Source organism: Nostoc sp. (assembly GCF_036917655.1).
GTDB lineage: Bacteria > Cyanobacteriota > Cyanobacteriia > Cyanobacteriales > Nostocaceae > Nostoc.
The window spans coordinates 14,551-39,997 of record NZ_JBALCY010000079.1 but is presented as its reverse complement, the minus strand read 5'-3'; the positions used below and the strand labels follow the sequence as shown (position 1 = coordinate 39,997).

The 25,447-nt window shown below is 41.8% G+C and carries 21 protein-coding genes, 1 pseudogene and 1 CRISPR repeat array; of the genes and pseudogenes, 14 read left to right on the top strand and 8 right to left on the bottom strand.

Features of this window, described 5'->3' with window-relative positions; genetic code table 11:
• The first annotated feature begins 94 nt into the window (after positions 1 to 94).
• From V7K30_RS30395 to V7K30_RS34460, 6 genes and pseudogenes are all read left to right on the top strand, one after another.
• Positions 95 to 646 carry a PEP-CTERM sorting domain-containing protein gene (locus tag V7K30_RS30395; protein ID WP_335005766.1) on the top strand — a complete coding sequence of 184 codons (552 nt, stop codon included), beginning with the start codon at positions 95 to 97 and terminating at the stop codon, positions 644 to 646.
• A gap of 227 nt (positions 647 to 873) precedes the next feature.
• Complete coding sequence (locus V7K30_RS30390) at positions 874 to 2,490, top strand: alkaline phosphatase D family protein (RefSeq protein ID WP_335005764.1); 1,617 nt, start codon at positions 874 to 876, stop codon at positions 2,488 to 2,490.
• A gap of 298 nt (positions 2,491 to 2,788) precedes the next feature.
• Positions 2,789 to 2,968 carry a chlorophyll a/b-binding protein gene (locus tag V7K30_RS30385; protein WP_190892099.1) on the top strand — a complete coding sequence of 60 codons (180 nt, stop codon included), beginning with the start codon at positions 2,789 to 2,791 and terminating at the stop codon, positions 2,966 to 2,968.
• 409 nt (positions 2,969 to 3,377) lie between these two features.
• A complete protein-coding gene (locus tag V7K30_RS30380; protein WP_069073361.1) occupies positions 3,378 to 3,701 on the top strand; it encodes a hypothetical protein in 324 nt (107 codons plus the stop codon).
• Positions 3,702 to 4,059: 358 nt separating this feature from the next.
• A CRISPR array of direct repeats spans positions 4,060 to 6,546; the repeat unit is 37 nt; unit sequence ATTGCAATTACCTAAAATCCCTATTAGGGATTGAAAC.
• Between the two features lie 288 nt (positions 6,547 to 6,834).
• Positions 6,835 to 7,134: a hypothetical protein gene (locus tag V7K30_RS30375; protein ID WP_335005762.1), complete on the top strand. Its 300-nt coding sequence runs from the start codon at positions 6,835 to 6,837 to the stop codon at positions 7,132 to 7,134.
• A 333-nt stretch (positions 7,135 to 7,467) separates the two neighbouring features.
• Positions 7,468 to 7,683 (top strand): annotated as a pseudogene (locus V7K30_RS34460) (DUF3011 domain-containing protein); the annotation flags it as partial.
• Positions 7,684 to 8,387: 704 nt separating this feature from the next.
• Here the strand turns inward: V7K30_RS34460 and V7K30_RS30370 are convergent.
• Both V7K30_RS30370 and V7K30_RS30365 read right to left on the bottom strand, forming a co-directional pair.
• Positions 8,388 to 9,602, bottom strand: a complete 1,215-nt coding sequence (locus V7K30_RS30370) for a glutathione S-transferase family protein (RefSeq protein WP_335005761.1) — start codon at positions 9,600 to 9,602, stop codon at positions 8,388 to 8,390.
• Between the two features lie 196 nt (positions 9,603 to 9,798).
• Positions 9,799 to 10,854, bottom strand: coding sequence for an ABC transporter substrate-binding protein (locus V7K30_RS30365; RefSeq protein ID WP_335005759.1), 1,056 nt, complete (start codon positions 10,852 to 10,854; stop codon positions 9,799 to 9,801).
• A 227-nt stretch (positions 10,855 to 11,081) separates the two neighbouring features.
• On the opposite strand from V7K30_RS30365, the gene V7K30_RS30360 reads away from it, so the two are divergent.
• On the top strand, positions 11,082 to 12,860 hold the full coding sequence (locus V7K30_RS30360) for an asparagine synthetase B family protein (RefSeq protein ID WP_335005757.1): 1,779 nt from the start codon (positions 11,082 to 11,084) through the stop codon (positions 12,858 to 12,860).
• Between the two features lie 263 nt (positions 12,861 to 13,123).
• Complete coding sequence (locus V7K30_RS30355) at positions 13,124 to 13,378, top strand: DUF7219 family protein (protein WP_335005756.1); 255 nt, start codon at positions 13,124 to 13,126, stop codon at positions 13,376 to 13,378.
• 660 nt (positions 13,379 to 14,038) lie between these two features.
• Here V7K30_RS30355 and V7K30_RS30350 read toward each other — a convergent pair.
• The gene (locus V7K30_RS30350) at positions 14,039 to 15,070 is read right to left on the bottom strand and encodes a VOC family protein (RefSeq protein WP_335005755.1); all 1,032 of its coding nucleotides are present in this window, start codon (positions 15,068 to 15,070) and stop codon (positions 14,039 to 14,041) included.
• A gap of 296 nt (positions 15,071 to 15,366) precedes the next feature.
• On the opposite strand from V7K30_RS30350, the gene V7K30_RS30345 reads away from it, so the two are divergent.
• Genes V7K30_RS30345 through V7K30_RS30325 form a run of 5 tightly spaced genes read left to right on the top strand, consistent with a single transcriptional unit; the run spans position 15,367 to position 20,530 of the window.
• A complete protein-coding gene (locus V7K30_RS30345) occupies positions 15,367 to 15,990 on the top strand; it encodes a DUF3859 domain-containing protein (RefSeq protein ID WP_335005753.1) in 624 nt (207 codons plus the stop codon).
• 5 nt (positions 15,991 to 15,995) lie between these two features.
• A complete protein-coding gene (locus V7K30_RS30340) occupies positions 15,996 to 18,008 on the top strand; it encodes an asparagine synthetase B family protein (protein WP_335005752.1) in 2,013 nt (670 codons plus the stop codon).
• Complete coding sequence (locus tag V7K30_RS30335; protein ID WP_335005750.1) at positions 18,009 to 19,235, top strand: diaminopimelate decarboxylase family protein; 1,227 nt, start codon at positions 18,009 to 18,011, stop codon at positions 19,233 to 19,235. It begins immediately after the preceding gene.
• A gap of 29 nt (positions 19,236 to 19,264) precedes the next feature.
• Positions 19,265 to 19,888, top strand: coding sequence for a hypothetical protein (locus tag V7K30_RS30330; RefSeq protein ID WP_335005748.1), 624 nt, complete (start codon positions 19,265 to 19,267; stop codon positions 19,886 to 19,888).
• Positions 19,889 to 19,948: 60 nt separating this feature from the next.
• On the top strand, positions 19,949 to 20,530 hold the full coding sequence (locus V7K30_RS30325) for a hypothetical protein (RefSeq protein ID WP_335005746.1): 582 nt from the start codon (positions 19,949 to 19,951) through the stop codon (positions 20,528 to 20,530).
• Positions 20,531 to 20,627: 97 nt separating this feature from the next.
• Here V7K30_RS30325 and V7K30_RS30320 read toward each other — a convergent pair whose 3' ends face one another.
• Both V7K30_RS30320 and V7K30_RS30315 read right to left on the bottom strand, forming a co-directional pair.
• On the bottom strand, positions 20,628 to 21,248 hold the full coding sequence (locus V7K30_RS30320) for an rRNA large subunit pseudouridine synthase E (protein ID WP_335005744.1): 621 nt from the start codon (positions 21,246 to 21,248) through the stop codon (positions 20,628 to 20,630).
• A gap of 494 nt (positions 21,249 to 21,742) precedes the next feature.
• On the bottom strand, positions 21,743 to 22,507 hold the full coding sequence (locus V7K30_RS30315; protein ID WP_335005742.1) for a methyltransferase domain-containing protein: 765 nt from the start codon (positions 22,505 to 22,507) through the stop codon (positions 21,743 to 21,745).
• Positions 22,508 to 22,625: 118 nt separating this feature from the next.
• Here V7K30_RS30315 and hisC point away from each other — a divergent pair, with 118 nt between their 5' ends.
• A complete protein-coding gene (gene hisC / locus V7K30_RS30310; RefSeq protein ID WP_335005740.1) occupies positions 22,626 to 23,687 on the top strand; it encodes a histidinol-phosphate transaminase in 1,062 nt (353 codons plus the stop codon).
• 54 nt (positions 23,688 to 23,741) lie between these two features.
• On the opposite strand, the gene V7K30_RS30305 is transcribed toward hisC, so the two are convergent.
• From V7K30_RS30305 to V7K30_RS30295, 3 genes are read right to left on the bottom strand one after another with little or no spacing between them, the layout of a single operon-like run.
• Positions 23,742 to 23,954 (bottom strand): hypothetical protein, encoded by a 213-nt coding sequence (locus tag V7K30_RS30305; RefSeq protein WP_335005739.1) that lies wholly within the window; start codon positions 23,952 to 23,954, stop codon positions 23,742 to 23,744.
• A gap of 31 nt (positions 23,955 to 23,985) precedes the next feature.
• Complete coding sequence (locus tag V7K30_RS30300; RefSeq protein WP_335005737.1) at positions 23,986 to 24,801, bottom strand: class I SAM-dependent methyltransferase; 816 nt, start codon at positions 24,799 to 24,801, stop codon at positions 23,986 to 23,988.
• A gap of 55 nt (positions 24,802 to 24,856) precedes the next feature.
• Positions 24,857 to 25,420, bottom strand: coding sequence for an NUDIX hydrolase (locus V7K30_RS30295; protein WP_335005735.1), 564 nt, complete (start codon positions 25,418 to 25,420; stop codon positions 24,857 to 24,859).
• Between the last annotated feature and the right edge of the window lie 27 nt (positions 25,421 to 25,447).

The following is a 25,447-nucleotide window of genomic DNA, read 5'->3' as shown; positions in this document are numbered from 1 at the left end:
ATACCCATTTGGGAAATAAGTAAGTTAGAAACTAATTATTTCTATACCTTGCAGCGTGGATTGCTGACAAAAGTTTATCGAGAGGAAAACTGAGATGAAATTTTTTCCACAATTAGTGCTTGCTGCTGCTACTTTGACTTTAGGTTTTGCTACTCTAGATGCAAAATCTGCATCGGCTGCAATTATTAATTACGCTTTCACAGTTGATAGCCCCGTAACTAAGGGAAATGGCTTTTTTAGCTTTGATGACTCAACTTTTAGTAATGAAAATAATCCCGAAGCTACTATTAAGTCACTGTCTTTCAAATTTGACGGTAATTCTAGCGTTTACACTGAACAAGATGATACCAAATACCCAAATTTTCCTGTTGTCTTTCAAACCACATCCTTAACAGGAAAAACATCTTTAGCATTAAACTATCTGTTCAACGATAAAGCTAATCCTTCCAGTTCTATCAGTTACGAAATCATTGGTGATGATTTTACAATTTTCTCTAGAACTTCTCCAGATGATGAACCGATATCAGGTATAGTTTCGTATACACAAGTACCTGAACCTACACCCTTAGTTGGCGCTCTCTTTGCTTGTAGTCTAGGCTGGATGATGAAGAGAAAAGTAACATCTATAAAAAAGGTTAAAATCTAATCTTGGTTAAGTTGATATTAACGCTTTCTTTGCCAAGGATTAATCTCTTACTAATATGCTTTTATGTGGCAAAACAACATCTAATAAATTGATGCCAGAAGAAAAAATTGGGAATTAAAACCTGATTTTGGTAAGGGAGTTACTTACGAAGTTTGCCTAAGACCACCCTGCCTTCTTCGTGCTAGCTGTTGCTGCGCTTTAACTTACCTGTTAGTCAGGAGTAGAGAATGGTAGATTACCGGAATTTTGAGCAGTTCCTACACAGTCGAATCAAACGACGCAACTTAATTATCGGGGCAGGAGCATTGTCTGGGTTAGCGATCGCTAACCAATTTTCTGATCAAAGAGCGATGTCTGCTGACAAGCCGCTAGGCGTCTACGCTAAAAGCAGATTTTCCAATTATCCTTTCACTTTGGGTGTAGCGTCGGGTGATCCCTATCCCACCAGCGTAGTGATCTGGACTCGTCTAGCTCCCGAACCCTTAAATGGAGGTGGAATGCCACCTGCTAATGTGCCAATTCGCTGGGAAGTAGCTACCGATCCCGACATGAAGCGCATTGTCTCCAGAGGTACGGTACTGGCAACTCCACAACTAGCTCACTCAGTTCGAGTTGTGGTAGAGGGACTGCAATCTGATACTTGGTACTGGTATCGCTTTCTTGTCGGCCAAGACGCTAGCCCCATTGGTCGCACTCGTACAGCTCCGCTAGCAGGTGGCTACTTAAATAAATTAAACTTTGCCCTTGTCTCCTGTCAGCACTATGAGCAGGGCTACTATACTGCTTACAAATATATTGCCCAGGACGACCTCGACTTGGTAGTGCATGTTGGCGACTACATCTATGAAGGAGGAATTTCAAGCGATCGCCCCAGACAGCATAATAGTGCAGAAATTGTGACCTTGGAAGATTATCGCAACCGTCACGCCCTCTATAAAACTGATACCAATCTGCAAGCAGCTCATGCAGCCTTTCCCTGGATTGTCACCTGGGATGACCATGAGGTAGAAAACAACTACGCCAACGATATCTCAGAAATTGATACTGAACCAGATCAGAATCGGGCAATCTTCTTAAAACGGCGGGCTGCTGCCTATCAAGCTTACTACGAACACATGCCACTGCGCCCCTTCTCGCGTCCGGTTGGCCCTGATATGCAACTTTTCCGTCGGCTCTCCTTTGGTAACTTAGCCACCTTTCATGTCCTAGATACCCGTCAGTATCGCACCGATCAGCCCTGTGGTGATGGTACCAAAGAACGTTGCCCACAAAATTTAGATCCGAATGCAACGATTACTGGCAAGCGTCAGGAAAATTGGCTATATGATGGTCTAAATAGCTCACAGGCTAAGTGGAATGTTTTAGCACAGCAAGTTGTAGTTGCTCAGATAGACACAAAACCAGGGAAAGGCGGAACCTACAGCATGGATAAGTGGGATGGTTATGTGGCTTCCCGCGATCGCCTCATGCATTTCTTAGAACAGCGCAAACCATCTAATCCAGTAGTTTTATCAGGCGATATCCATTCCAACTGGGCAATGAATTTAAAGGCTGACTTTAATAACCCAGAATCTACTACAGTCGGGAGTGAATTCGTCTGTACCTCAATAACCTCCGGTGGAGATGGGGCAGATACCAATCCAAATGTTGAAGCTTACTTACCCGATAACCCACACATTAAGTTCTTCAACGGTCAACGCGGATATGTTCGCTGTGCGCTGACTCCCACAAGCTGCAAGACAGACTATCTAGTTTTATCAAACGTCACAACCCCATTTGGCACAATTAGTAAGCGGGCTTCATTTGTGGTTGAAAATGGTCGTCCGGGAATACAACAAGTCTAATCATTTAATTCTCAGGTATTGAAACCAGACAATCACAGATGGATACAGATAAATACTAATGATTTATGTGTATCCATCTGTGTTTTCATTTTCAGAAAATTGGCTTTTGCAAGTCGATGCTTTCTAGCGTCAACCCAATCGACAAGATCAACATCTACAAGATTAGCGATCGCACGATGTTTTCAAACTCAACCTGCAAGCAGAACTATTAGTACTCGTTGCATTTTCTTAAACATCTGTTACATTACTTTACAGACGGTTATAACTGCTACAACACTTGAACTTTGGAGTTTTACTTATGTCAGGTTTTAAGAATCCTGCGCCTATTGTTTCAGAAGATCCTAATGCCGTGCGTTTTGGCTTCACTCCTCAGAGTGAAAATTGGAACGGTCGTCTTGCAATGATTGGTTTTCTATCTGCAATTTTGATTGAAGCTTTTTCTGGTCAAGGCTTACTCCATTTCTGGGGCATCCTCTAAATTGATGTAGGCTTTTCGCCTTTACTTGACACTCATCTCATGTCTGGCAAATTACTTGTGATATCATGTCCGCATAATTAGTTACGATTCCCACAGTAATTGCACCCCACCCCTTAATCCCCTCCCCGCAAGCGGGGAGGGGAGACAAAGCATAGCTTTGGCGGGGTGGGGTTCTCTTGAAAGTTAGCCGAGTCTTGCCTTCACCCACTCCAGAGGGGAGACAAAGCATAGCTTTGGCGGGGTGGGGTTCTCTTATTATGGGCAATTCAACGGAGATATCAGATTGAAAATCTCTTTCCCTATTCCCTGTCACCTGTTTTCTATTTTCAAGCTAAATATCAGATTTTTCCGGTTGAGCCAAAATATAACTGAATAATTACTTTACATCGAATATGTATAGCTAAAACTCATGGAAATACCCCAACGCGTATCAGTTCGCTACAAAGACGCGTCCTTCAATACTAATGAAATCCGCTTGAGAACCTTCCGGCTTGGGTTACAAATATGGGAAGAACAAACCAAACCTAGAAAAACAGAGCTTTATCAGTTTATATCGTCTTGCTTGAAACAAGTTGACCGCCAAGATCGTTTTATGTTTTCTCTACTGTTCATAGAATTAACAGACCTCATACGCAATTCTTCGCTGGAAAGAGGAACGAAAGAGGTTTTGATTAAAACAGCTTTTAGGGAGTTTGCTTGTGCGATAACAGACTTTGAAGACGTTGCCAAATAAAGTTGGTCATGGGGGTGCTGGTATTGCGTAGGCGTAGCCCAATCCAGGCATCGCCCTGAGGTCAGCTAACCTAATCGAGTAGAATATCTATTAAGTAAGCAGCTTTCCAATCGATTAGTTTTTTTGCTAAATGCGCGGATGGGTAGGTGTTGGGAAAAGGGTAACTAGAAAAATGGCTGAATTGCCCTATATGCAATAACTTGAAAGCTTTAGCATTTGGAAACCATCCGCGCACCTTATGGGGACTAGTTTTCAGCCATTTGCCTCTAGCCAACTCACAATTCCTCGTGTTATGATTTGTACATTCGCGCAACCGAACCTTGAAAACCAAATAAGGCAAGGCTTTCAGAAGCCAGCTATTGCAATTACCTAAAATCCCTATTAGGGATTGAAACGAAATTCCCTCAAATCTACGATCCAACAACACTTAATTGCAATTACCTAAAATCCCTATTAGGGATTGAAACCGCCAATCTATGCGCCATAAACAAGGATTGTATATCATTGCAATTACCTAAAATCCCTATTAGGGATTGAAACCCATCTGGGTAGTATTCTGATTCTATTGTATATAGATATTGCAATTACCTAAAATCCCTATTAGGGATTGAAACAGAGATTTGAAAAAATTAACACAAGCGATCGCCTATTGCAATTACCTAAAATCCCTATTAGGGATTGAAACCTCAAACCCCGCCTGATGAATCGTAATTGCGATATTGCAATTACCTAAAATCCCTATTAGGGATTGAAACAATAGAAAAAAAGGGGATAAAGAATGGCACTTATTATTGCAATTACCTAAAATCCCTATTAGGGATTGAAACAGGACAAGTTTCGAGTATATCAGAAGGATTCCACTCAAATTGCAATTACCTAAAATCCCTATTAGGGATTGAAACGCTGGACCAATTGCTACAGCCACAGGGATTACAGATTGCAATTACCTAAAATCCCTATTAGGGATTGAAACGGATGATTGGAGAGAGAAACTCTAAAACACACGCATTGCAATTACCTAAAATCCCTATTAGGGATTGAAACGGCGGTGGCCTGCCGGTGGAAGGAGATGGTTGAATTGCAATTACCTAAAATCCCTATTAGGGATTGAAACTCTCAGGATTATTTGAGTGGAAGTACTAAGCCTTATTGCAATTACCTAAAATCCCTATTAGGGATTGAAACTCACATACACGCTCATCTTGGTATCAACTAGCGATTGCAATTACCTAAAATCCCTATTAGGGATTGAAACAGATTAGACCAGCTTTACCAAGTTGATTTATATTATTGCAATTACCTAAAATCCCTATTAGGGATTGAAACACGGGCAAAGCCTGAGTGTCGCCGCGGAGGTATTGATTGCAATTACCTAAAATCCCTATTAGGGATTGAAACAAATGAATGGGTATTTGATATCAATGGAAAATTATTATTGCAATTACCTAAAATCCCTATTAGGGATTGAAACCCGCTATCTCCTTTGTCCCCTTTGTCCCCCTTGGATTGCAATTACCTAAAATCCCTATTAGGGATTGAAACTCCACCAAGCTTCAAACTCATCATTTGTTTGACTCATATATTGCAATTACCTAAAATCCCTATTAGGGATTGAAACCAGTTGTTACGCAAATATCCTTTAACAAATCAATAATTGCAATTACCTAAAATCCCTATTAGGGATTGAAACATGAGAACATGGTGTTTTAGTAGGCAGTGAAACAAAAGACACTATTGCAATTACCTAAAATCCCTATTAGGGATTGAAACATGAGAACTTACTATAAAAACTTTACCTCCCCAATTGCAATTACCTAAAATCCCTATTAGGGATTGAAACATCCAGGGTATGGAAGCTGGACTGATGAAAAATATCATTGCAATTACCTAAAATCCCTATTAGGGATTGAAACGAACTCCTCCAAACGTATCAACTCTAGAGTATAATTGCAATTACCTAAAATCCCTATTAGGGATTGAAACGAATGCGATCGCCCTGCCATTCAAGGTTGATTGCAGTATTGCAATTACCTAAAATCCCTATTAGGGATTGAAACAAAAAACTAGACAAGTACCAGTACACCCAACTCTTAATATTGCAATTACCTAAAATCCCTATTAGGGATTGAAACCGGGAGATTTTTACCGCCGCGATAACGCCGCAATTCGAATTGCAATTACCTAAAATCCCTATTAGGGATTGAAACTTTAACAATTTCTGTATTTGGCAATCTATCAACCATTGCAATTACCTAAAATCCCTATTAGGGATTGAAACGAATCGCAGGTTGTAGAGACAAAAGTAATCTATTGCAATTACCTAAAATCCCTATTAGGGATTGAAACTTTAAAATCTGATTACCACAGAAGAATTGCTGCATTGCAATTACCTAAAATCCCTATTAGGGATTGAAACTATGCTTGATTTCCCACTCTGTATAGCTTCAGAAATTGCAATTACCTAAAATCCCTATTAGGGATTGAAACCTCCTGGGTGGAAGCGATCGCGCTTTGAAAAATTGATTGCAATTACCTAAAATCCCTATTAGGGATTGAAACAGTTGTAGGATCAGCACCAAGATAAGGACGTAAAATTGCAATTACCTAAAATCCCTATTAGGGATTGAAACTGCTTATATCTCTAAGTTTGAAAATATTAAATCAAATTGCAATTACCTAAAATCCCTATTAGGGATTGAAACTGAGCTTGTGGCTTATAAAAAAGAAGTCACAGAAATTGCAATTACCTAAAATCCCTATTAGGGATTGAAACCTCTATCTTTGCGTGCCATTCAATCAAGTCTGCTAATTGCAATTACCTAAAATCCCTATTAGGGATTGAAACATTGAGATGTGTAGACTAATGCTCTATCCCACCATCGCTAGGCGATGGTTTTGAATAATCACCTCTAATATAGGAATCCGACTTGAGTTTTACTAGGCATACTGAGGGTATAACCCATCTCAGGTAAGGTTTCTACCGTTACACGATTTCAAAAATCAAGTATAAATCTTAGTAGTAGTGACAAAAGTAACTATTTAAACATGACTTTTTTCACAGGCGTGTGCCTGATTATTTCGATTAGATTGAGGCTATACAAATCAAGTAGTGCAAGGCACATTACAAAGATATATGAATCGTTTTAAATCTATTCTTCTTGGAAGCTTATTAGCAGCTGCTTCAATTGCTGCTCTTTCTCCAAATGCTAATGCTGCTGAATTTAAATATGAGCATGATCATTTTAATCGTAATACTACTGTAGGTTTTAATAACAATAAACTCCAACACGAGCGTCAAGTCCGTGAACAACGCGCTCGTGAATTGCGTGAACGTCAAGCCCGTGAACGACATGCTCGTGAATTGCGTGAACGTCAAGCCCGTGAACGACATGCTCGTGAATTGCGTGAACGTCAAGCTCGTTTTCGTAACTAAGCTATAAATTTTCGCTCATATTACCTTAGGAGAGTAGCAATACTCTCCTTTTTTGATTGGCATAAATCTGCTCAAATCAATGCCGTTATTATCCTTTAAATAAATCTATTAAATATTTTCGGAGATCGGGTTGCTGCCGGCTCGAATGCTTGAAAAAGCTAAATTAAAACTCCAATAGTAGTTATCTGCTTGATGGGAACTGTTGTATCTAATGCTGTTGAGAATGCTAAGAATCTTTGCATTTAATGTGATTTGAAAATTAGCTCTTAATCCAGTTCGCTACAATTACTATAGTCTTTGTTTTTTACTTTTTTAAGAGGTCTAACATTGAATATGGTAATGCGTCTTCCCATAGTTGCTGCCACCTTCATGGTTGCTAGCATTAGTATAGGTACACTTTTGGGCGTTGCAGCTCCCGCTTCAGCTCAGGAGATAATCACTTGTTCAAGCCAGAACAATCACAGGAATACTTGTTCAATACCTACTAGAGGTAGAGTAAGGCTTGTTAGGCAATTGTCTGGCGCCAGTTGTAGAGGAAATTGGGGCTATAGGGGTAATCGTATTTGGGTGAAAAATGGTTGCCGAGCTGAGTTCTCAGTTGGCGATCGCAGAAACGGCAGGTATGACAGAAATGACAGAAATGACAGATAGGAAATTGGGTATTTGGGGTCATGATGCCGAAACGGTCTAATTGGACGCGATTGGCTGTAATCCTTGTACGGCAATAGTTTCAGCAAGGTATATCTAGGGTGATATGAGGCTAATTCCTACTTTCAATCAGCAACACCCAAATTCTAGCTAAAGTTAGAGGCTCCGGCTTCCCTCCCCTAGTAGGGGCTACGGTGTACACACATCTCTATATAAAACCAAAATCGTTGTAGATCCTCCTAAATCCCCCTTAAAAAGGGGGACTTTGAGGGTTTTTGCCCCCCTAAAAAAGGGGGGTTGGGCAGGGTTGTTTCATTCTCGACAGAGAAAAATTAAAACTGGGTTTCAAAGCCTCTCCCCCCGTGGGCGAGAGGTTTGGAGAGGGATAAAAAGCCATGCCACAAAACGAGAAATCAAGACTTATGTATTTTTCTTTGTTCGGATGAAACCACCCTGCTTAAAAAGGGGGGTTGGGGGGATCAAAAGCCTGTGGGGCAACTCTAGAAGACTGGTGTGTACACAGTAGCTACTAGGGGAGGGGCTGCTCTTGAGAGGTAAGGCAGGAATCACAGGTAATTTACCGGACATGATATCACTAGCGATCGCTAATAAATAGATGCCAACACCTTATCTGCTGCTGCCCGGAATGCACTTGCTGCACCAGCGCTCATATCCCGTGGCGCACAGATGCGATTTCTCACATAGGCGAGTGTGATGGCTCCAACCGCAGACACAATCGGATCGGCATTGTCTTTACCACCCACGCGCCCCCACGGTAATGCTGCACCATTGCCATTAATCAAATAGTCAGCCAGCAGTCTGAGGTGAAAATCAACCGCTTCTTTAACGGCTGTTGTGTCGCCATTGACTGCCAATGCTTGTACCCCGGAGTTTTTCAAGATGTCTCCTAAAGCAACTTCTCGATTATCAGTCAACCTCTCAGCCGCTTCTGCCCGAAATTGAATTTCCTGGCTAGTTGCTGGGTCTGGGGGCAAGGGATTGCCGATTGGTGTCACGCCCCATCGGCGACGCAAGAGTAAATTGTTGGTGGTATCATCCGATTTGACGCGGTGATAGGCGGGACGCTGTTTGAGTGCTTCAAACCAAGCGTTGATCCGAGGATACCGGGGATTTCCCTTGAGATGATATCCCCGATAAACGGGTAAGTTAGCCGCCAATCGGTCTAAATGGGGGCTATAGGTAATATCTACGATGCTAAATGTTGACAAAAAGTAGGGGCCAGGATACTTGCCGAGAAGTTGCTCCAACTCGTCTAATTTCGCTTCAAAAGCTGCCTGTAAGCTTGCTAATTCATGAGGATCTTCAGGGGCTTGTCTGAGAAATTTGTAGGCGATATGTACACCATTGGTTTCAGCATCCTCAAGCCACTGCCTAGCAACGGCGTTTTCCTCTGGGTCTTCAGGGAGCAAGCTAGGCCCAAATCGTTCTTCCAATGCTAAGAGAATGTCTTTGGATTCATAGACTAACTTTCCCTCAATTTTGGCAGCCGGGACAAGGCCAGTAGGAACTATGTCAGTATACCATTTAGGCTTGTTAGTCAAGTCGATAAACTCTGTCGCAAAAGGAATTTCTTTTTCTTCGAGAGCAAACCAAACCCGTTCGCAAAATGGACACCAAGAGTTAGTATCTCGGTAGAGCAGTACTGGCGGTTCTGTATCTGGCGGCAGTTTATGGAGACTGCTAGGGATGGGAGCAGTAGAAGGGGATTGCCCTGGTCTACGCACCCGTCGAGCAGGGGTATTTTTTTGGGCAATTTCTAACAGTTGTTCCCAATTAGATACTGTGTCTTGAATTGACATATTTCACCTTAGTTTTAGTTAATTTTTTTCAAGAAATCAGTCTGGATTCAGGAGTAAAATAGGCTTTATATCTGGCTTTCAAACTTAGGTTCTGTACCTCCCTAATTTACAACTACTGTTAAGATAGCAACATTTTTACCATTACAGGCACGTCTAATTTAGAAGCTTCGATACTGTCAGCCAAACCCTTGATTGACTATTTGCATTGATTAATCGCATTCGTAAAGCTTCCATCCCATAATGGTTTTACGTCAACTCTCGTTGGGATGACACCCGCACGATAAAATGTATCAGCTACATCTTGCTGGGAAGCGATCGCTTGTTGAGAAATCGGCAGCACTTGCGATCGCCGCTGTTTTAACCCCTCTTTGGCTTCTTTAAGGACAAAGGTTTGATCAACTCCAATTGCTTTTGCATAGTTCTTTGACCACGCTTCTATATGCGATGCTTGCCAATCTTGCGATTTCTGGATGCGGCAGAGGAAGTCTGCGATCGCCGCTTTTTTGTCGGGGTCTGCGATCGCACTCGGCGCTGCTACAATCGTAAAATTGCCGCTGAGAATATTTTTCGCTGATTTGAGTACCTTGGCCCCATCTTTCTCGGCTTGCTGGATTGCGTAACCGTAGGTAGCCCAGGCATCTAAATCACCTCTCCTGAAGGCAGAGAGTCCGTCTGGAATAGTTAGCGCCACGGCATTAACATCTTTGAGCGTCAATCCTTCTTGTGCCAACATCTTAATCAGGAAGTAATGAGCTGTAGTAGCTTTGACATAGCCGATTTTCTTACCTTTGAGGTCAGCAAACTTTTTCGCCTTGGAATTTTTTGGCACAAGTACGACTTGACCCACTGTTGGGCCCTTGATGGAAGCGATGATTTTCACCGCCCCTTGGGATTGAACCGCAAAAATGGGTGGGGTTTCGCTAGCACTACCGATGTCGATGGCGTTGGCGTTGATTGCCTGGACGATCAAGTTTCCCCCAGTAAATTCTGTGAACTCAGTTTTATAGGGAAATTTATCTTCCCCAGCTAACTTGAGTTGCAAATCCCAACCGCCTTTGTACTTAGAAGCACGTAGAGTCACGTTTGACAAGTTGGCCGCAATCGGGTATGCGGCTGTAGCATTTTCGGAGTTGCTGGTAGTAGTGGCGATCGCTAAACCCAAACAAGAACCGAGTGCAAAGATTGCCGAAAGACTTCGGCATAAACCTTTTTGGTTTTGCCCTACATACTCTTGTTCTTTAAACCGACCCAAAGCTGACTTGCTTGGGCGATCGTTTTAGGGATAAAATCTGCTTGCATGTTGGAAAAAGGTATGAGAGTTATTCATACTGCAATTACAGCGATTTTTGGTTAGACCTAACCCCCTAGTAGAGAAAGGGGAAATTGAAAGCTTATCTCCTTTTAGGAGAGAGGTCTATTAATTTTAAAACTGCATTAAGCAATGCCCTAAAATTACTGATTATGCGTTGAAAATTTCCCATGCTATTTGATGCGTTTAAAAATCGTAAATCCCCTAAAATCGAATTTATCAAAACTGACCCAACCTGGCGCGTAGCTTGGGGAACAGTTGATCCAAATTATGAAGAAATCGCTTGGCGAGATGAAAAAATTTCTGTAATTATACCACGCACAGCTTCTGGATTTCTGACGGAGAAATTAGCAATCAGTTCTGGAGGACGATTTGTTGTTGTTGGTGATGTTTGGTTAACTAACCGAGTGCAGTTGCTGCAAAAGTTGGGAATTGAACCAGATAGCTTTAAAGGAAGTTCTCTGCAACTGGTTGCCAATCTTTGGGAACGATGGGGTTTTGAATGTCTTAGCCAACTTGTGGGGATGTTTGCGCTAGTGATTTGGGATCGAGAAAAACAGGTGTTGAGGTTGGTTCGCGATCGCATCGGTGTTCGTACCCTCTATTACACTACCACTGGTTCGGTTCGTTGGATTGCGCCTCAACTGAGAACTTTATCACCCCATCGTTCATCCGATTTAGATTTGGTGGCGTTGCGAGATTATCTTTGTTGTGCCTTTGTTCCAGGAGAACGAACGCTTTGGGAACAAGTGCGGGAACTGCGACCTGGAACCGTTTTAGAATTTCCCGACCACAAAGTTGAAGCTTATTGGCAGCTTCAAGAACAGATTATAGCCATAGATCAACCTTTATCATGGCATGGCGATCGCTTGCGAGAACTCCTAGACCAAGTTGTTCAAGAATATTTACCACCAGCCAATGAACCCGTTGGTGTTTTTCTTTCTGGTGGTTTGGACTCTAGCGCTATCACTGCTTTGGTAGCAAAATTTCACAAAGCACCAGTTCACACCTTCTCGATTCATTTTGGTGCTGAATGTCCCAATGAGTTAGAATTTTCCAGTCTCGTCGCATCCCATTGCCAGACGCAGCACCACATTTTGGAAATTACTTTTAAGGATATGTGGTCACGGCTGCCGGAAACAATGGCCTATTTAGATGACCCGATTGGCGACCCACTGACTGTTCCCAACCTTTTGCTGGGACGACTGGCGAGAGAAAGCACAGAAGTAGTTTTAAATGGTGAAGGTGGCGACCCTTGTTTTGGTGGGCCAAAAAATCAGCCAATGCTAATTAATAGTTTATATGGTTCTGTCACCAATCAGGATGCATTACAAGCTTATTTAATTTCCTTCCAAAAGTGCGCTGTCGACTTACCGCAACTTTTAAAACCAGAAGTTTGGACAGCAGTACAAACAGCACCTTGGGTTTTTGAAGAAGATTTATATTCCCAAGCCAGCTATCTGAATCGTTTGATGGCAATGAACATCAAATTTAAAGGTGCTGACCAAATTCTGACGAAAGTCAGTAACTTGACTCAAGCAGCCCTTTTACACGGTCGTTCTCCCCTGTTTGACCAACGAGTAGTAGACTTAAGCATGGCAATCCCTCCAGAGTATAAGCTTTCTGGAGTGGAAGAAAAAGCAGTTTTAAAAGAAGCGATTACCTCCGGTACGTCTTCGACGAACGCAGATATTTTACCAGACGCAATTATTCATCGTCCCAAAAGCGGCATGATGGTGCCGGTACAGTTAGGATTTCGGAAATATTGGCAGCAAGAAGCCAGAGATTTATTGCTCAATCGGAATGCGGCTATAACTCCTTACTTGAACCAGTTGCCAATTCGCAATTGGTTAAACTATCAAGGAGATACTTGGAGTCGTTATGGCGTAAAGCTGTGGTTGCTAGTGAGTTTAGAAATTTGGTTACAAGTGAATCAAAAAGCGCAGTAGTCAAAGCAAGAAAAGATACGCAATGACTAGTACACTGTGGCGTCAGTTTGCCTGCCTTTAACAAAGGGCAAAATCCCCTTGTTAAGCCCCGTGTATGGTTAATTGAGATGGTGGCTAGATATCCGCCCTGCTGCACTAGCCATAAAATATATTTTTAACTACAATGTTAACTTATTCTGGAAATTGAATTTTCTGGTGTGTATTTACACTTAGATAAAAATCAAGTCTAGAACTATTAAGAAAAAATTACACAGATCAAACTAATGACACAGCCTAACTCGGAAGACAAAAATAGCTTTCTTTTCCCTCGTAGTCGATATTATGGTAAGTTCCAGCCAGAGACCTTAGCGTTTAATGCCAACCTCCAAGAATTTACCCAGAAAATTAGTTACATTACTTGCCTAGAAACAGGCGGAAAGTTGTCTCCAGAAGAAGCTTACCAGCAAATTAAGACGCTTTGGAAACAGTTGAAATATAGCAAAAAGGAACTGGCTATTGGTGGAAATCAAGAAATTTAAGCTTTTAACATAATGCGCGAACTATTAGACCTCTTGCAAAAAAGTTTTGTGGTATTATTAAGGGTTTTATAAAAAATCCATACCAGAACCTATACAGAGAAGTTTTGTTACCTCGCTGGGATGTTTGATAAAGATAGAAAGGAAATTTTTAAAACCAGAATCATACCATAATTTATTTTTGCAAGAGGTCTATTATAAACTTTTATCTGATTTTACTCTCACTAGAGTCATAAAAGAAGGTTAGCCCAGTTTCTATGCTTATCTCTTCGTGATAGAAATTTTGTATCAAAACTCATAATTATATTTAACTACGAGCATTCCTTTTGAAGGATGTTACTGCTAACAGCGGCTATTATTGTGCTGATTAATAGTATTGTTAGCTGAAATTAGTTTACTCAATCTAGTCTATTAGCAATTCAGTTCAAAAATCTAGGGTTTTCCTTAGTCAAAGTTCTGTAATAGTTCGCTGAGAGGAGATTTTGGGCGACGCAGCCTAATAACGTTAATTGGCATAATTGTGGAAGAGTCTTTGGAAATGATCGGAATTGTGATTTTTATTTATGCGCTGCTAGCTTACCTTAGCAGGTTGAGAGAAAGCGTTCAACTGAAAATCTATATATCTGAAAAGTAATATCATGTCCGGCAATCAACTAATGATGGCTACTTAGCTTCTAGCAAAGTCCAAAAGTAGCCATCTGGCGCAACAAAGGAAAAACTTGTCTCGCCAAACTCATTACTAATGATGTCTGTAACTTTTTGTCCAGTACTTGCTTTAATGCGATCGCAATACTCCTGTATTCCCTTAACCCGATAGGTATATAAAGACATACCCAAGCTACCTGGTTGGGCAGCCTCAAAGCGCGATTCTAAATTAATATTTTCTGGGAATCGAATGATATAAAGTCTACCACTGCGTGCAGCCATCAGGTCAGACTTAGAAGAACGAGGATCATCAAAGGTAGTGACAATAAACTTTTCGCCAGGGTTAAGGTCAAAAATATCTCGACCGGCTAGCGAAGATTCATAGCTAGTTTCGACATCATCACGCACACGCAGCAAACCCAAAACTTCTTCATAAAACTTCAGGGTTTCTTTGCTGTCATCTTGAACGATGATTCCCATGTGGGTAAACTGACTAGCCTTAAGAGCAGCATTATGGTTAACTTGTCCGTAATCCGGCAGTGTATAGCCAAACCGTTGAAATAAAACCTGTCGGGCTAAGGGTTGCAGTAGCAGCATTTCGCGCACACCAACCGCTGGCTCAATAAAAGGACGGCTTTTCCTCTCTTTGTTGTAGATGACTTCCCAATAAGGGTTAGTATGCCGAATAGGCAAACCTGCGGCTTTAGCATCCTCTATATGATTTAAGATACTCAACACATCCGCCGTTAAGCTTGTTGCCCAGCGATTTCCCTTAATTTTCATCGACGCAATTCCCAAACCTTGATGAGTGGGGTTTTGCCAAACCATTAGCCGAATCAAACCATGATCTGCATTTTGGTGATAGAGGCGGATTGAGCGTAAAGATGAATTCACACCATATAATTGATTGGCTACATCTGCGGTTAATTCACCTACTTGACCAATACGATAGCCAAATTGCTCCCAATACTGAATTGCAGAAATTGGCTCTGGGATGCCGATACAAACTTCATAGATCCCTTCAATTGCGGTTTGTTGTTCTTGAGTCATACCAATTTTGGATTTTAGATTGGGTCAAAATTACTCGTTTCCTCGTTCCCATGCAGAGTATAGGAATGGCTGATTAGACGCTCTGCCTCTAGTAATATATTTAGTCAGCAGCCCACATGAATACATTCCCATGCGGAGCATAGGAACGAGAGAAAGTGTTTACAAAAGTATCTCAGAAAGAATCCGAAAAGCAACAACTTTATTTTGTAGCTTATGATGTACCTACAAAAGTGAGACGGAACTGAATATAGACGTAATCAGCGATCGCCATAAAGTTTTTTTATAGGAGTTAAGCTATGACGCAGCGACTGACTCAAGAGCAATTATTACAAATAGTCACGGAAGTAGAAGGTCTACAAGTGCGTCGGGAAGCGGAACTAGACCAACAGCAGGTTAGAGAAATTTTACAGGAGTTGAATTTACCGCCAGAGTTACTAGATGAAGCGCTGATTCAGTTAAATCGCCGCCAAGCACTAGAGGTACAACAACGCCGGAATCGATGGATTACCTCTGGAGTAGTGGCAGTCTTAGTAGTTGCGATCGCATCGACAATATTTTTCATGCAGCAGCAAAATTCTGTACTCTCTCGTGTTTCTGCTCAACAAGACCGCATCACTTTGGTACAAAATAGTGGCGGTGACTTGAAGACAATTTCCCGTCAAACCAATCCAGAAGTTTTTTACGGTGTCACCTTGAAGGATGCACCCTTGGGTAAAAAGCTGGCTCTCTCCTGTAATTGGATTGACCCAAGCGGTCAAATTGTCAAGCAAAACAACTATCAAACCCGCGAAATTAGTACGTCTGTCTGGGATACCCAGTGTCGCTACACTATTAATCCGGCTGCAACTGTTGGCAATTGGAAGGTGCAGATGTTCCTGGAAGGTCGGCAGATTAGCGATGAAACCTTTGAAGTGAAATAGTCCAGATGGGCAACATCCCGCATCACTTTCTTGGCTATTGGGGTTACGGCGCTCAACATGAGTTGGAAGCACTGTTAAGTAATGTTCTGGAAAACCTCTCTCCAAACCTCTCCCCTAGAAAGAGAGAGGCTTTGAATTTTCCCCCTTCCCTACAAGGGTTGGGGGTTAGCGGGTTAGGTCTGAAAAATCAGTTATCTCCACAAGAAAATTATCCTTTTCCCATCTGGAATGTTGTTTATATAGGATTTGATGGAAATTCCCCATTGCAACAAAATCAGAACTTATACGCTGAACACCTGAAACCTCGATCCCCCCTAACCCCCCTTAAAAAGGGGGGAACCTTGAAAGCCCAGCTTAAAAACGAGGAAACCTTGAAAGCGCCCTTTTTAAGGGGGTTGGGGGATCTCTTCTGCATAAATCCTAATAATCAAATTGCTGCCATCTCAGCATCAGGACTATTGACTTCACCTGATGCTTGGGTAAGTCTACAGGAAAATAACTGCCTAATTTTGGGTAGAGAACCTTTCGGAAAGATGCCTTTGTATTGGACTCAGCAAGGACAAGTCATCTGGTTTGCATCCCAACTGCAACTACTCTTAGCGATTTTGCAACAGTCAGAAGTTAGCATTTCTGGCTTATATGGCTATAGCTGTTTTTCCTACGTTCCTACACCTTTAACCCCCGTTAATGAAGTGTTTGCAGTTCCGGCCGGAACTGAACTAGTTTGGCAGAGTAATTACCAATTAGGTAAGCTGCAAACGCCTGAATCTAAAAACATCCACTCGTGGCAGGAAGCCCCAGAACAGTTAACAGATAAAACTACAGCAATTACCGAATTGCAAACTCTCCTTAAAGACTCGATTGGGCGACAGATTGCCGATTTAAAAGATGAGCCTGTTGGGGTGTTTCTCTCTGGCGGACTCGATTCTTCAGTGGTGGCGGCGTTGCTGGTGCAAGCAGGGGTGAAAGTCCGCGCCTACACTCTAGATTTCGGTGATGTAGGCATTCCAGAATATTCTTATGCTGAACAAGTCGCCCAGTTTCTCAAAATTCCGCTGATTAAAGTTGCAGTAACCCCAAGTTCTATCAAAAATGCCCTAATTCCTACTGTACGAGCATTAGATTTGCCCTTTGGAGATGGTGTGTGTGTTCCGTTGTATCTCCTATCTCAGAGGGCGAGTCAGGAAACTCAAGTAATTTTTAATGGCGAAGGTGGAGATCAATTGTTTGCCGGTTGGACGAACAAACCTTTAATTGCCGCAGGTGTTTATCAGGCAGAAAATCCCGCCGGACAGGAAACTTTTATCCAGCAATATCTCCGCACCTTTCACCGTCTTGGGGGATACGAATCTCAAGTTTATCAGCCAGAGGTATATGCACACATAGAAAATTTGCATCCCGAAGATTGGTTATTGGCAGCTCTTGATAAAGATGAGTGTCCATCTTTGCTGCATCGCCTCCGCCGTGCCAGTCTGATGCTCAAAGGAGCGCAGAATATCCATCCCCGTGCGACTGCATTGGGGTTTGCTCATGGATTATGGGTGCGATCGCCTTTTTGTGACTTACCTCTAGCAGAATGGACATTCCGCCTATCTGGAGAACTCTGTTTGCAGGGAGCTTGTGAAAAATATATCCTCAAGCGGGCTGTAGAAAATTGGCTCCCGCCGGAAATTGTCTGGCGACAAAAACGTGGGATGGGGGTTCCCTTAACTTCTTGGTGTTTAAACGATTTTTGGCATCATTTGGGCATCTGGCTCAATCCAGAAATACTTCGCGCCAACAATCACTTTTATCCTCACATTGCGGCGCAAATCGTTGAAGGCAAACTGGGAGCAGCTATTCAAGGCCGGCGGATTGGTGAGACACTCTGGTTACTTATTATGTGGCAACTTTGGCGATCGCACGTCTTAAATGAAAAACTCAGCAAACAGTCTTGGGATCATCCGTTTTGGTTGCATCCTTGGCTATGGAGAAATTACAAAATAATTCGTAATTTACTGTATCAGGATTCTCGGTAAATGTTATCAAATAATCTAATTCAAAATCGCCTTACTCTGCCGTTTTCTGAGGAACTTGCTCAGGAGTTAATAAATACTTATGGTTCTCCACTTTATGTTTATAATGGCGCTCGCTTAGGCGAAACTATTGAGCGGATTACCAAAGCAGTTAGATATCCGCGCACGCAATTTTGCTTTGCCAGTGTTACCAATGGCAATATTGCGTTGTTAAAAATTTTTCGCTCATTTGGGTGGGGACTTCACGCCAATACACCAGGAGATATTTACCTGGGATTACAAGCTGGTTTCGATCCTAGTGAAATTGTTTATAGCGGTAGTAATTTGAATCGGGCAGAGATGCTACAAGTCCTGAATTGGGGAGTTACAACTCTCAATCTCGATAGCCTCACTCAGTTGCAGTTGTGCTGCGAAGTTTTGCCCAAACGCAGAGAGAAAAATATTCGGCTGGGTTTACGTCTCAATTTACCGGAAATTACGGGAGATAGTCGCATTGGTGTGCGTCCAGAAGAATTTGGTGATGCGATCGCTTTAACTCGTGAGGTTGGACTAAAGCTGAGTGGTTTACACTTCTATCGAGGGACGGGAACTAATGCCACAGAAGCTTTTACCCAAGTGATCGATACGGTAATCGCCACAGCACAACAGTTACCAGATTGGGAATATTTAGATTTTGGTGGTGGCTTTGGCTACCCCTATCACCACCACAAAACAGCCTTTGACTGGGAAATATTTGGGGCTGAGTTAACCCAGAGAATTAGTCGTTTAGGACGGAAAATTGATTTGGTGATTGAACCAGGACGAAGTGCGATCGCTGGATGTGCAACTTTGCTTGCTCAAGTTGTTTCTGTGAAATGGCAAGGACAAAAACAGATTGTTGGAGTTGATACCACCGTTGCGAATCTTTCAGTACCATCAGTACATGGCGGCTACCGAAAAATTATCACTTGGAAGCAAGCAGACAATCCCCACTCCCTATTCACAACTGATATTTGTGGGAACACCACATATTCACGAGATTATCTAGGGAAAAATTGTCAACTCCCAGCCCTAGAAATTGGTGATATCGTTGCCATTCTAGATGTGGGTGCTTATGGTTATGCCATGTCGTCTCACTTTTTACACCGCCCCAAACCTGCGGAAGTCTTGCTAGAAAATGGCACAAACCGCCTGATTCGCCAACGGGAAGAATACAGTGTTTTGCTAACAAATCAGGTGCTGGATAACTAACAATTAAGAACTAACATAAAACAACCATTATGAAGTGTATTAACTGTGGAACTGACAATAAACTAAAAGACCGGACAGCTAATCAAGGTCGGTGTATAAAATGCAATCATCCCTTTGCCTTTGAACCCACCACGATGAGTAATGTTAAGATTACTGACCCTTTTTTTGCAAAGGCGATCGCTGACATTTCTGCAAATAACACCTTATTTTTTACACCCAGGCAACTTTTGTATTTGTTAGATAATCGTTTGAGGGCTAAATCATTTTCAGGATTTATCTGGTTGGTTCCATTTCTAATATTTAGCTTTTTTACAGCCATTTCTAGTTATTTTATAACCCCGTTTATTTTAAGTTTTATTTCTTTTATAATATTTTTTAAATCTAGCAAATCTAGCAAACTTAATAACAAAGCTCGTCAAGCAAATGCCAGGGCTTTACAAATTCTAGGAGGAATCATTATAGCTGGAGGAATTTTATTTAGTATCAGCGTGAATTCATTTGCTATATTTGTTATTTTCATTAGTATGGGGATGCTATCCATATACTTAGGAACTCGACAGTTAGGTAGAATCAGATTAGTAACACAGGAATTGTTCTTTTCGCAATCTCAAGTTAAAGATTGGCTAGATCGCTGGCAGCAAATCAATGGTTAAATTCTCAAAATTCTCCCTTCTCCAAGCCAGGAGAATACACCAGCCACGGTTAATCCTGATGTGACTGCTTACAGTTTTGATAGATTAGTCGTTTGTGATAGTGCTGCCATTGCTCAACTATTAATTGCTAATAATTTTCACTTTGAAAATAACTGTGCAATTCTCAGCATTACTGGATATCCCCAAAGCATTTTTGACATCACAATGCAAATGCTGCGCCGCAACCCTGATTTGAAAGTCTATGCAGTGCATGAGTGCAATCCACGAGGAATTGGTTTAGTTCATAATTTGAGAACCAACGCTAATTGGTTTCTCAATAGCGAGATTGTGATTATTGATATCGGACTAATGCCACGTCAAATTATCGCTACTAAGCGCGGAATGTTCATTCAATCTTCTCCAGAGTCGGCGCAAGCAGCTAAACAATTGCCTGAAGAAGTTCGTCAAAGTTTATCTGCTGAAGAATTAACATGGTTAGAATCAGGAAATTTTGTGGAATTGGAATCTTTCACTCCCCAAAGAATAATTAAAGTTCTCCAAAAGGGTATTACTGGCAGTCTAAATTTAGAAAGTGATGACAGTAGCTTGCTTTTAGTGGGCGATACGGGTAATGATATGTATATTGTTCAAAGTTTTGGTTGAATCTAGCGAGAATGCGATCGCTGCGATCGCATTCCAAATGTGCAAAATGTCCCTCAGACTGGAAGTCACTGGCTCACAATAGAAAGTCGAATTCCTGTTAGAGAGCATTCGCCTTTGGAGGAAAAGTTTTCGATTTACTGAAATTATGCAAAAATTGGAGTTCAGATGTGGTGAGATCGCGCCATTCACCCAATTGTAAGTCATCTAATTGTAGGTGGGCAATGCTGACCCTGACCAGCCGCAAAGTCGGAAACCCAACAGCCGCAGTCATCCGCCGTACTTGGCGGTTTTTTCCCTCTGTCAAGGTTATTTCCAGCCAAGCTGTCGCTACATTTTTGCGAAATCTAATCGGCGGGGTGCGTTCAGGTAGCTGTGGCTCTGTTGGTAAAAGCCTAACTTCTGCTGGTTGAGTGCGGTAATCTTGAATTTCCACACCTGTTTGCAACCTTTTTATCGCATCTGCATCTGGAATTCGCTCTACCTGTACCCAGTAAGTACGTTTATGACCAAAACGCGGATGGGCGAGGCGATGTTGCAATTGCCCATCGTTCGTTAACAGCAGCAACCCTTCACTATCCCAGTCTAAACGTCCCACAGGATACACATCAGGTACATCAATATAATCTTTCAGGGTGCTATGTGTGGGAGCATCTTTTGTAAACTGGCTGAGAACGCCATAAGGTTTGTAAAAAATAATATATTGGTAATGATTTGTCATTTGTCATTGGGCATTTGTCATTGGGCATTTGTCATTGGGCATTTGTCATTGGGCATTTGTCATTGGGCATTTGTCATTGGGCATTTGTCATTGGGCATTGGGCATTGGGCATGGGGCATTGGGCATGGGGTATTGTTATTCTTCTCTTGCTCCTCTCTTCTCTGCTTCCCCTGCTTCTATTCTCTAACGGGACTTCCAGTTTTATAGATTATCTCGTATCTCGTTCCCAGTCGGAGACTGGGAATGCCTCTCATTGAGGCTCCGCCTCAAGACTCGCGGCAGAGCCGCAATTGAGGTGCATTATCCAGCCTCTGGCTAGAAACGAGGTTTAAAAGCAATACGCTTGGGTTAAAGTCAAAAACCAAAACCAGCGTAGGTTGGGTTGAGGGACGAAACCCAACATTTTCGGTACTTTGTTGGGTTTCACTACGTTCAACCCAACCTACAATTATCCTTAACCCAAGCGTATTGGGTTTTAAAGGGGTTTGAAGCCTTCAAATACGTCCCCACATTAAGATGCGTTTATAGGGGAAAAAGAACGGACGCTCATCTTCTACCAACTCGAACAGTTTCTGCTGATAACGTTCTACAAATCGTTCATAGGTTTGGGCATCTAGCTGCGATTCATATGCCGTTAGCAGTGTCCCGCGATACCACTCTACTACGGCTTCTCGTGAAGGCAGCACATGTCCATAAATCTGAAGCTTTACTTCCTGCTTCACAAAACCTAATTTATAAAGCAGTTTAGCGTATGTTTCTGGAGAAAGTACCTCTAAACGCCGCACATATCCTCCCAGTTCTTGACTAAATTCTTTTGCAGTCTCAACTGCTATCTTATGCACTGGCTCATTATCCATCGTTGGTATTTGTACAGCAAGCTGTCCACCAGGTTTTAACTTACCCCGCAATTTATCAAATAACGCCTCATGTTCCGTCAACCACTGCAATGCCGCATTAGAAAATATCACATCAAACTCCCCATATCCTGGGTTTTCCTCAATTTTTCCTTGCTCAAACCGTAGTCCGTTACCTTCAAACTGACGAGCCTTTTGCAGCATTTTCTCAGAAGCATCTATCCCTAAAGTCTCCTGTGCTGCTAAGGTGTCGTGCAGATACTTCGTTAACTTTCCGGTTCCACATCCTAAATCGAGAACTCGTAAGTTTTCTTGCGGATGTATCATATCTACCAAGTCGTAGAACGGGCGACTTCTCTCTGACTCGAATCGTTCGTATAGTTCTGGATTCCATTTATCTGGCATCTCTTGATAATTCCTAATTCGTAATTTATAAAGCCGTATTTTTTGATGTAAACGATAAAAAACGATATCGTCAGAAATTGTGGGTTGAAATTTACTTAAGATACACACCCAATGCCCTATGACTAATTACTTTCGCTCCAACGTTGATGCAATGGCTAGCTATGTCCCAGGTGAGCAGCCCCAACACGGTACACAGATTATTAAACTCAACAGTAACGAAAACCCCTATCCTCCTTCACCTGCGGCATTAGCTGTGTTACAAAATATCGATGGCGAGTGGTTGCGGCGATATCCAGAACCTTTCGGCGGGGAGTTCCGGCAAGCTGCAAGTAAAGTTTTAGGAGTTCCTAGTGATTGGATAATTGTCGGAAATGGTAGTGACGAATTGTTGAGTGTGGTGATTCGAGCCTGTGTAGAACCTGGGAAGAAAGTAGTTTATCCAATGCCAACTTACGTGCTATATCGCACATTAACAGAAATGCAAGCTGCGGAAATTATTGAGATTCCCTACAGCGAGGACTACAGTTTACCTTTAAGAGAACTGGTTGCTGTCAATGGTTCTGTGACATTTATTGCATCGCCTAATAGTCCATCGGGGCATGTGGTAGCAACAAATGATCTACGAAAACTAGCCAGCCAATTATCTGGAGTTTTAGTGATTGATGAAGCATATATAGATTTTACCGAAGAGAATGCATTGGCTTTGGTAAAGGAATACGAAAACGTCATCGTGATTCGGACACTTTCTAAAGGGTACTCATTGGCAGGATTACGACTGGGCTTTGGGGTGGCGAATCCCAAACTCTTGCATGGGTTGTTTAAGGTGAAAGATAGCTATAATATTGATGCGATCGCTTGTGCAATTGGCACGGCTGCTATTACCGATCAAGCTTATAAAAATGCTTGTGTAGCAAAGATTAAAGCATCACGAAATCAGCTAGCAACAGACTTAAAACAATTAGGTTTTCATATCTGGGATTCCCAAGCTAACTTTTTGCTGGCACAACCTCCACAAAGAAACGCAGAATATCTATATCAAAAACTAAAGGAACGGGGAATTTTAATCCGCTACTTCAAGCAGCCTGGACTAGATGATAAATTACGCATTACTATTGGCACCAATGAACAAAATCAGGCTTTAGTGGAGGCGCTGATTTATTTGTTGAGGAGTAGGGATTAGGGAGAGAGAAATTTCCCGTAATAGTAAGCGATCGGTTTCTAATATCATGAGAGTTTAATCCAATTTTAAGTACAGCATTTCATTAATTCGTAGCCAGTTAAATTTGGCAATACCCTGCAATGCCAATGCATCGGCTTGCATTGTTAATGCGTCGGCTTGCATTGTTAATGCGTCGGCTTGCATTGTTAATGCATCGGCTTGCATTGTTAATACATCGGCTTGTATTGTTAATGCATCGGCTTGTATTGTTAATGCGTTCCCCTGCATTCAAAACGCTACGTTTCTATGCAAAACTGTATTAAGCCCAGTTGCGTACTACAACAATCTTGAACCTACTTTCACCAGACAAATCGTAGTCTAAAGAGCCATAGTGTTGCAAAGCCCAGTCTTGCAAATCTTGAATTGCACGGGCAAAGATATCATCCGGGATGTGCCAGGTATTGCGATAAACCTTGTTTCTATAATATTCAAGCAATTTACCCACAGTCAGTTCAGATTGCCATTTGGCTGCAACCACTGTTTCTAAATTTGCTCCTTGTTCGTGCAACTCACCTAAAATCTCTTCTTCTGTTGCACCATAGCCAGGTAAAGGGTAATCATAGCTAGAAATAATATCTTGCCAACGTTGCTGAAAATCAAACCTACCCTGATTCACATCTTCATTAACTTTGCTAAAATTCATATTACCGTGAGTGTAGAGGTAAATTCCCCCTGGTTTGAGGACTCGGCGAATTTCTGCTAGTGCTTGTTTCCAAGCAGAAACCAAGTGAAACACATGAACTGTCAACGCCACATCGAAAGAGTTATCACTAAATGGTAGAGAAGTTGCATCTCCCTTGATTGCTGTAAGTTGGTGAGACACACCCTCTAGTTTTTGGTGCAACTCAGCTAGCATTTTTTCAGAGATATCGACACCAGTGTAGGAATAGCCTTTTTTTGCGATCGGGACAGCAATTCTACCAGTGCCGATACCTGTTTCATAGAATTTGGTTTCTGCTGTTGGTGAAACTAGATTGAGGATAAAATCTGTGATTTGCTCGGAAATACCTGGGGGTAGTGCCCGTGTAGCATCGTAGATATCAGAAACGCGATCGAATGAAATTGTTGCAGTCATGCTATCTTTTATCCTTTCTTGATGGTTATTGACAAAGGCAAATACAGTCAGATGACTAAGAAAATTGCACTTTACCAAGTTTTTTTAGAGCAAAGAATAATGAACTAATATGTAATGTTTGTAGCAAGATACCATTATCAATATTTTCTATTAGCTTTTTTATAGGCAATATAACTACATCAATTTGTTCTGTAACGTCTAACTTCAAATCAGCTACACTTTCTACATTTATTGCTAAAAAACAATGGGTTAAATTGGTATGATTAGCTGGATTTGGTGATAATATACCAGTTTCAATAAAATTATTGCTAGTGTAACCAGTCTCTTCCAATAATTCGCGTTTTGCAGCTTCCACTGGTAAAACATCTTCAGCCTCTACAGCACCACTAGGCAATTCTAGAATTGTCTTTTTCAGACCGTGGCGATATTGCTTTACTAAAATAACTTCCTGATTTTTCGTTAAAGCTACAACATTGACCCATGTCGGATATTCAAGAACATAATAGGGGTCAACTATTGTTCCGTTGGGCATTTGGCAAGTATCAGACCGGACTGAAATCCATCTATCTTTTACTATCTGTCTAGATTTTAATATAATCCAATCAAATGAATTTACCATATTTAAACCTCTATTCGTCTGCTTTTT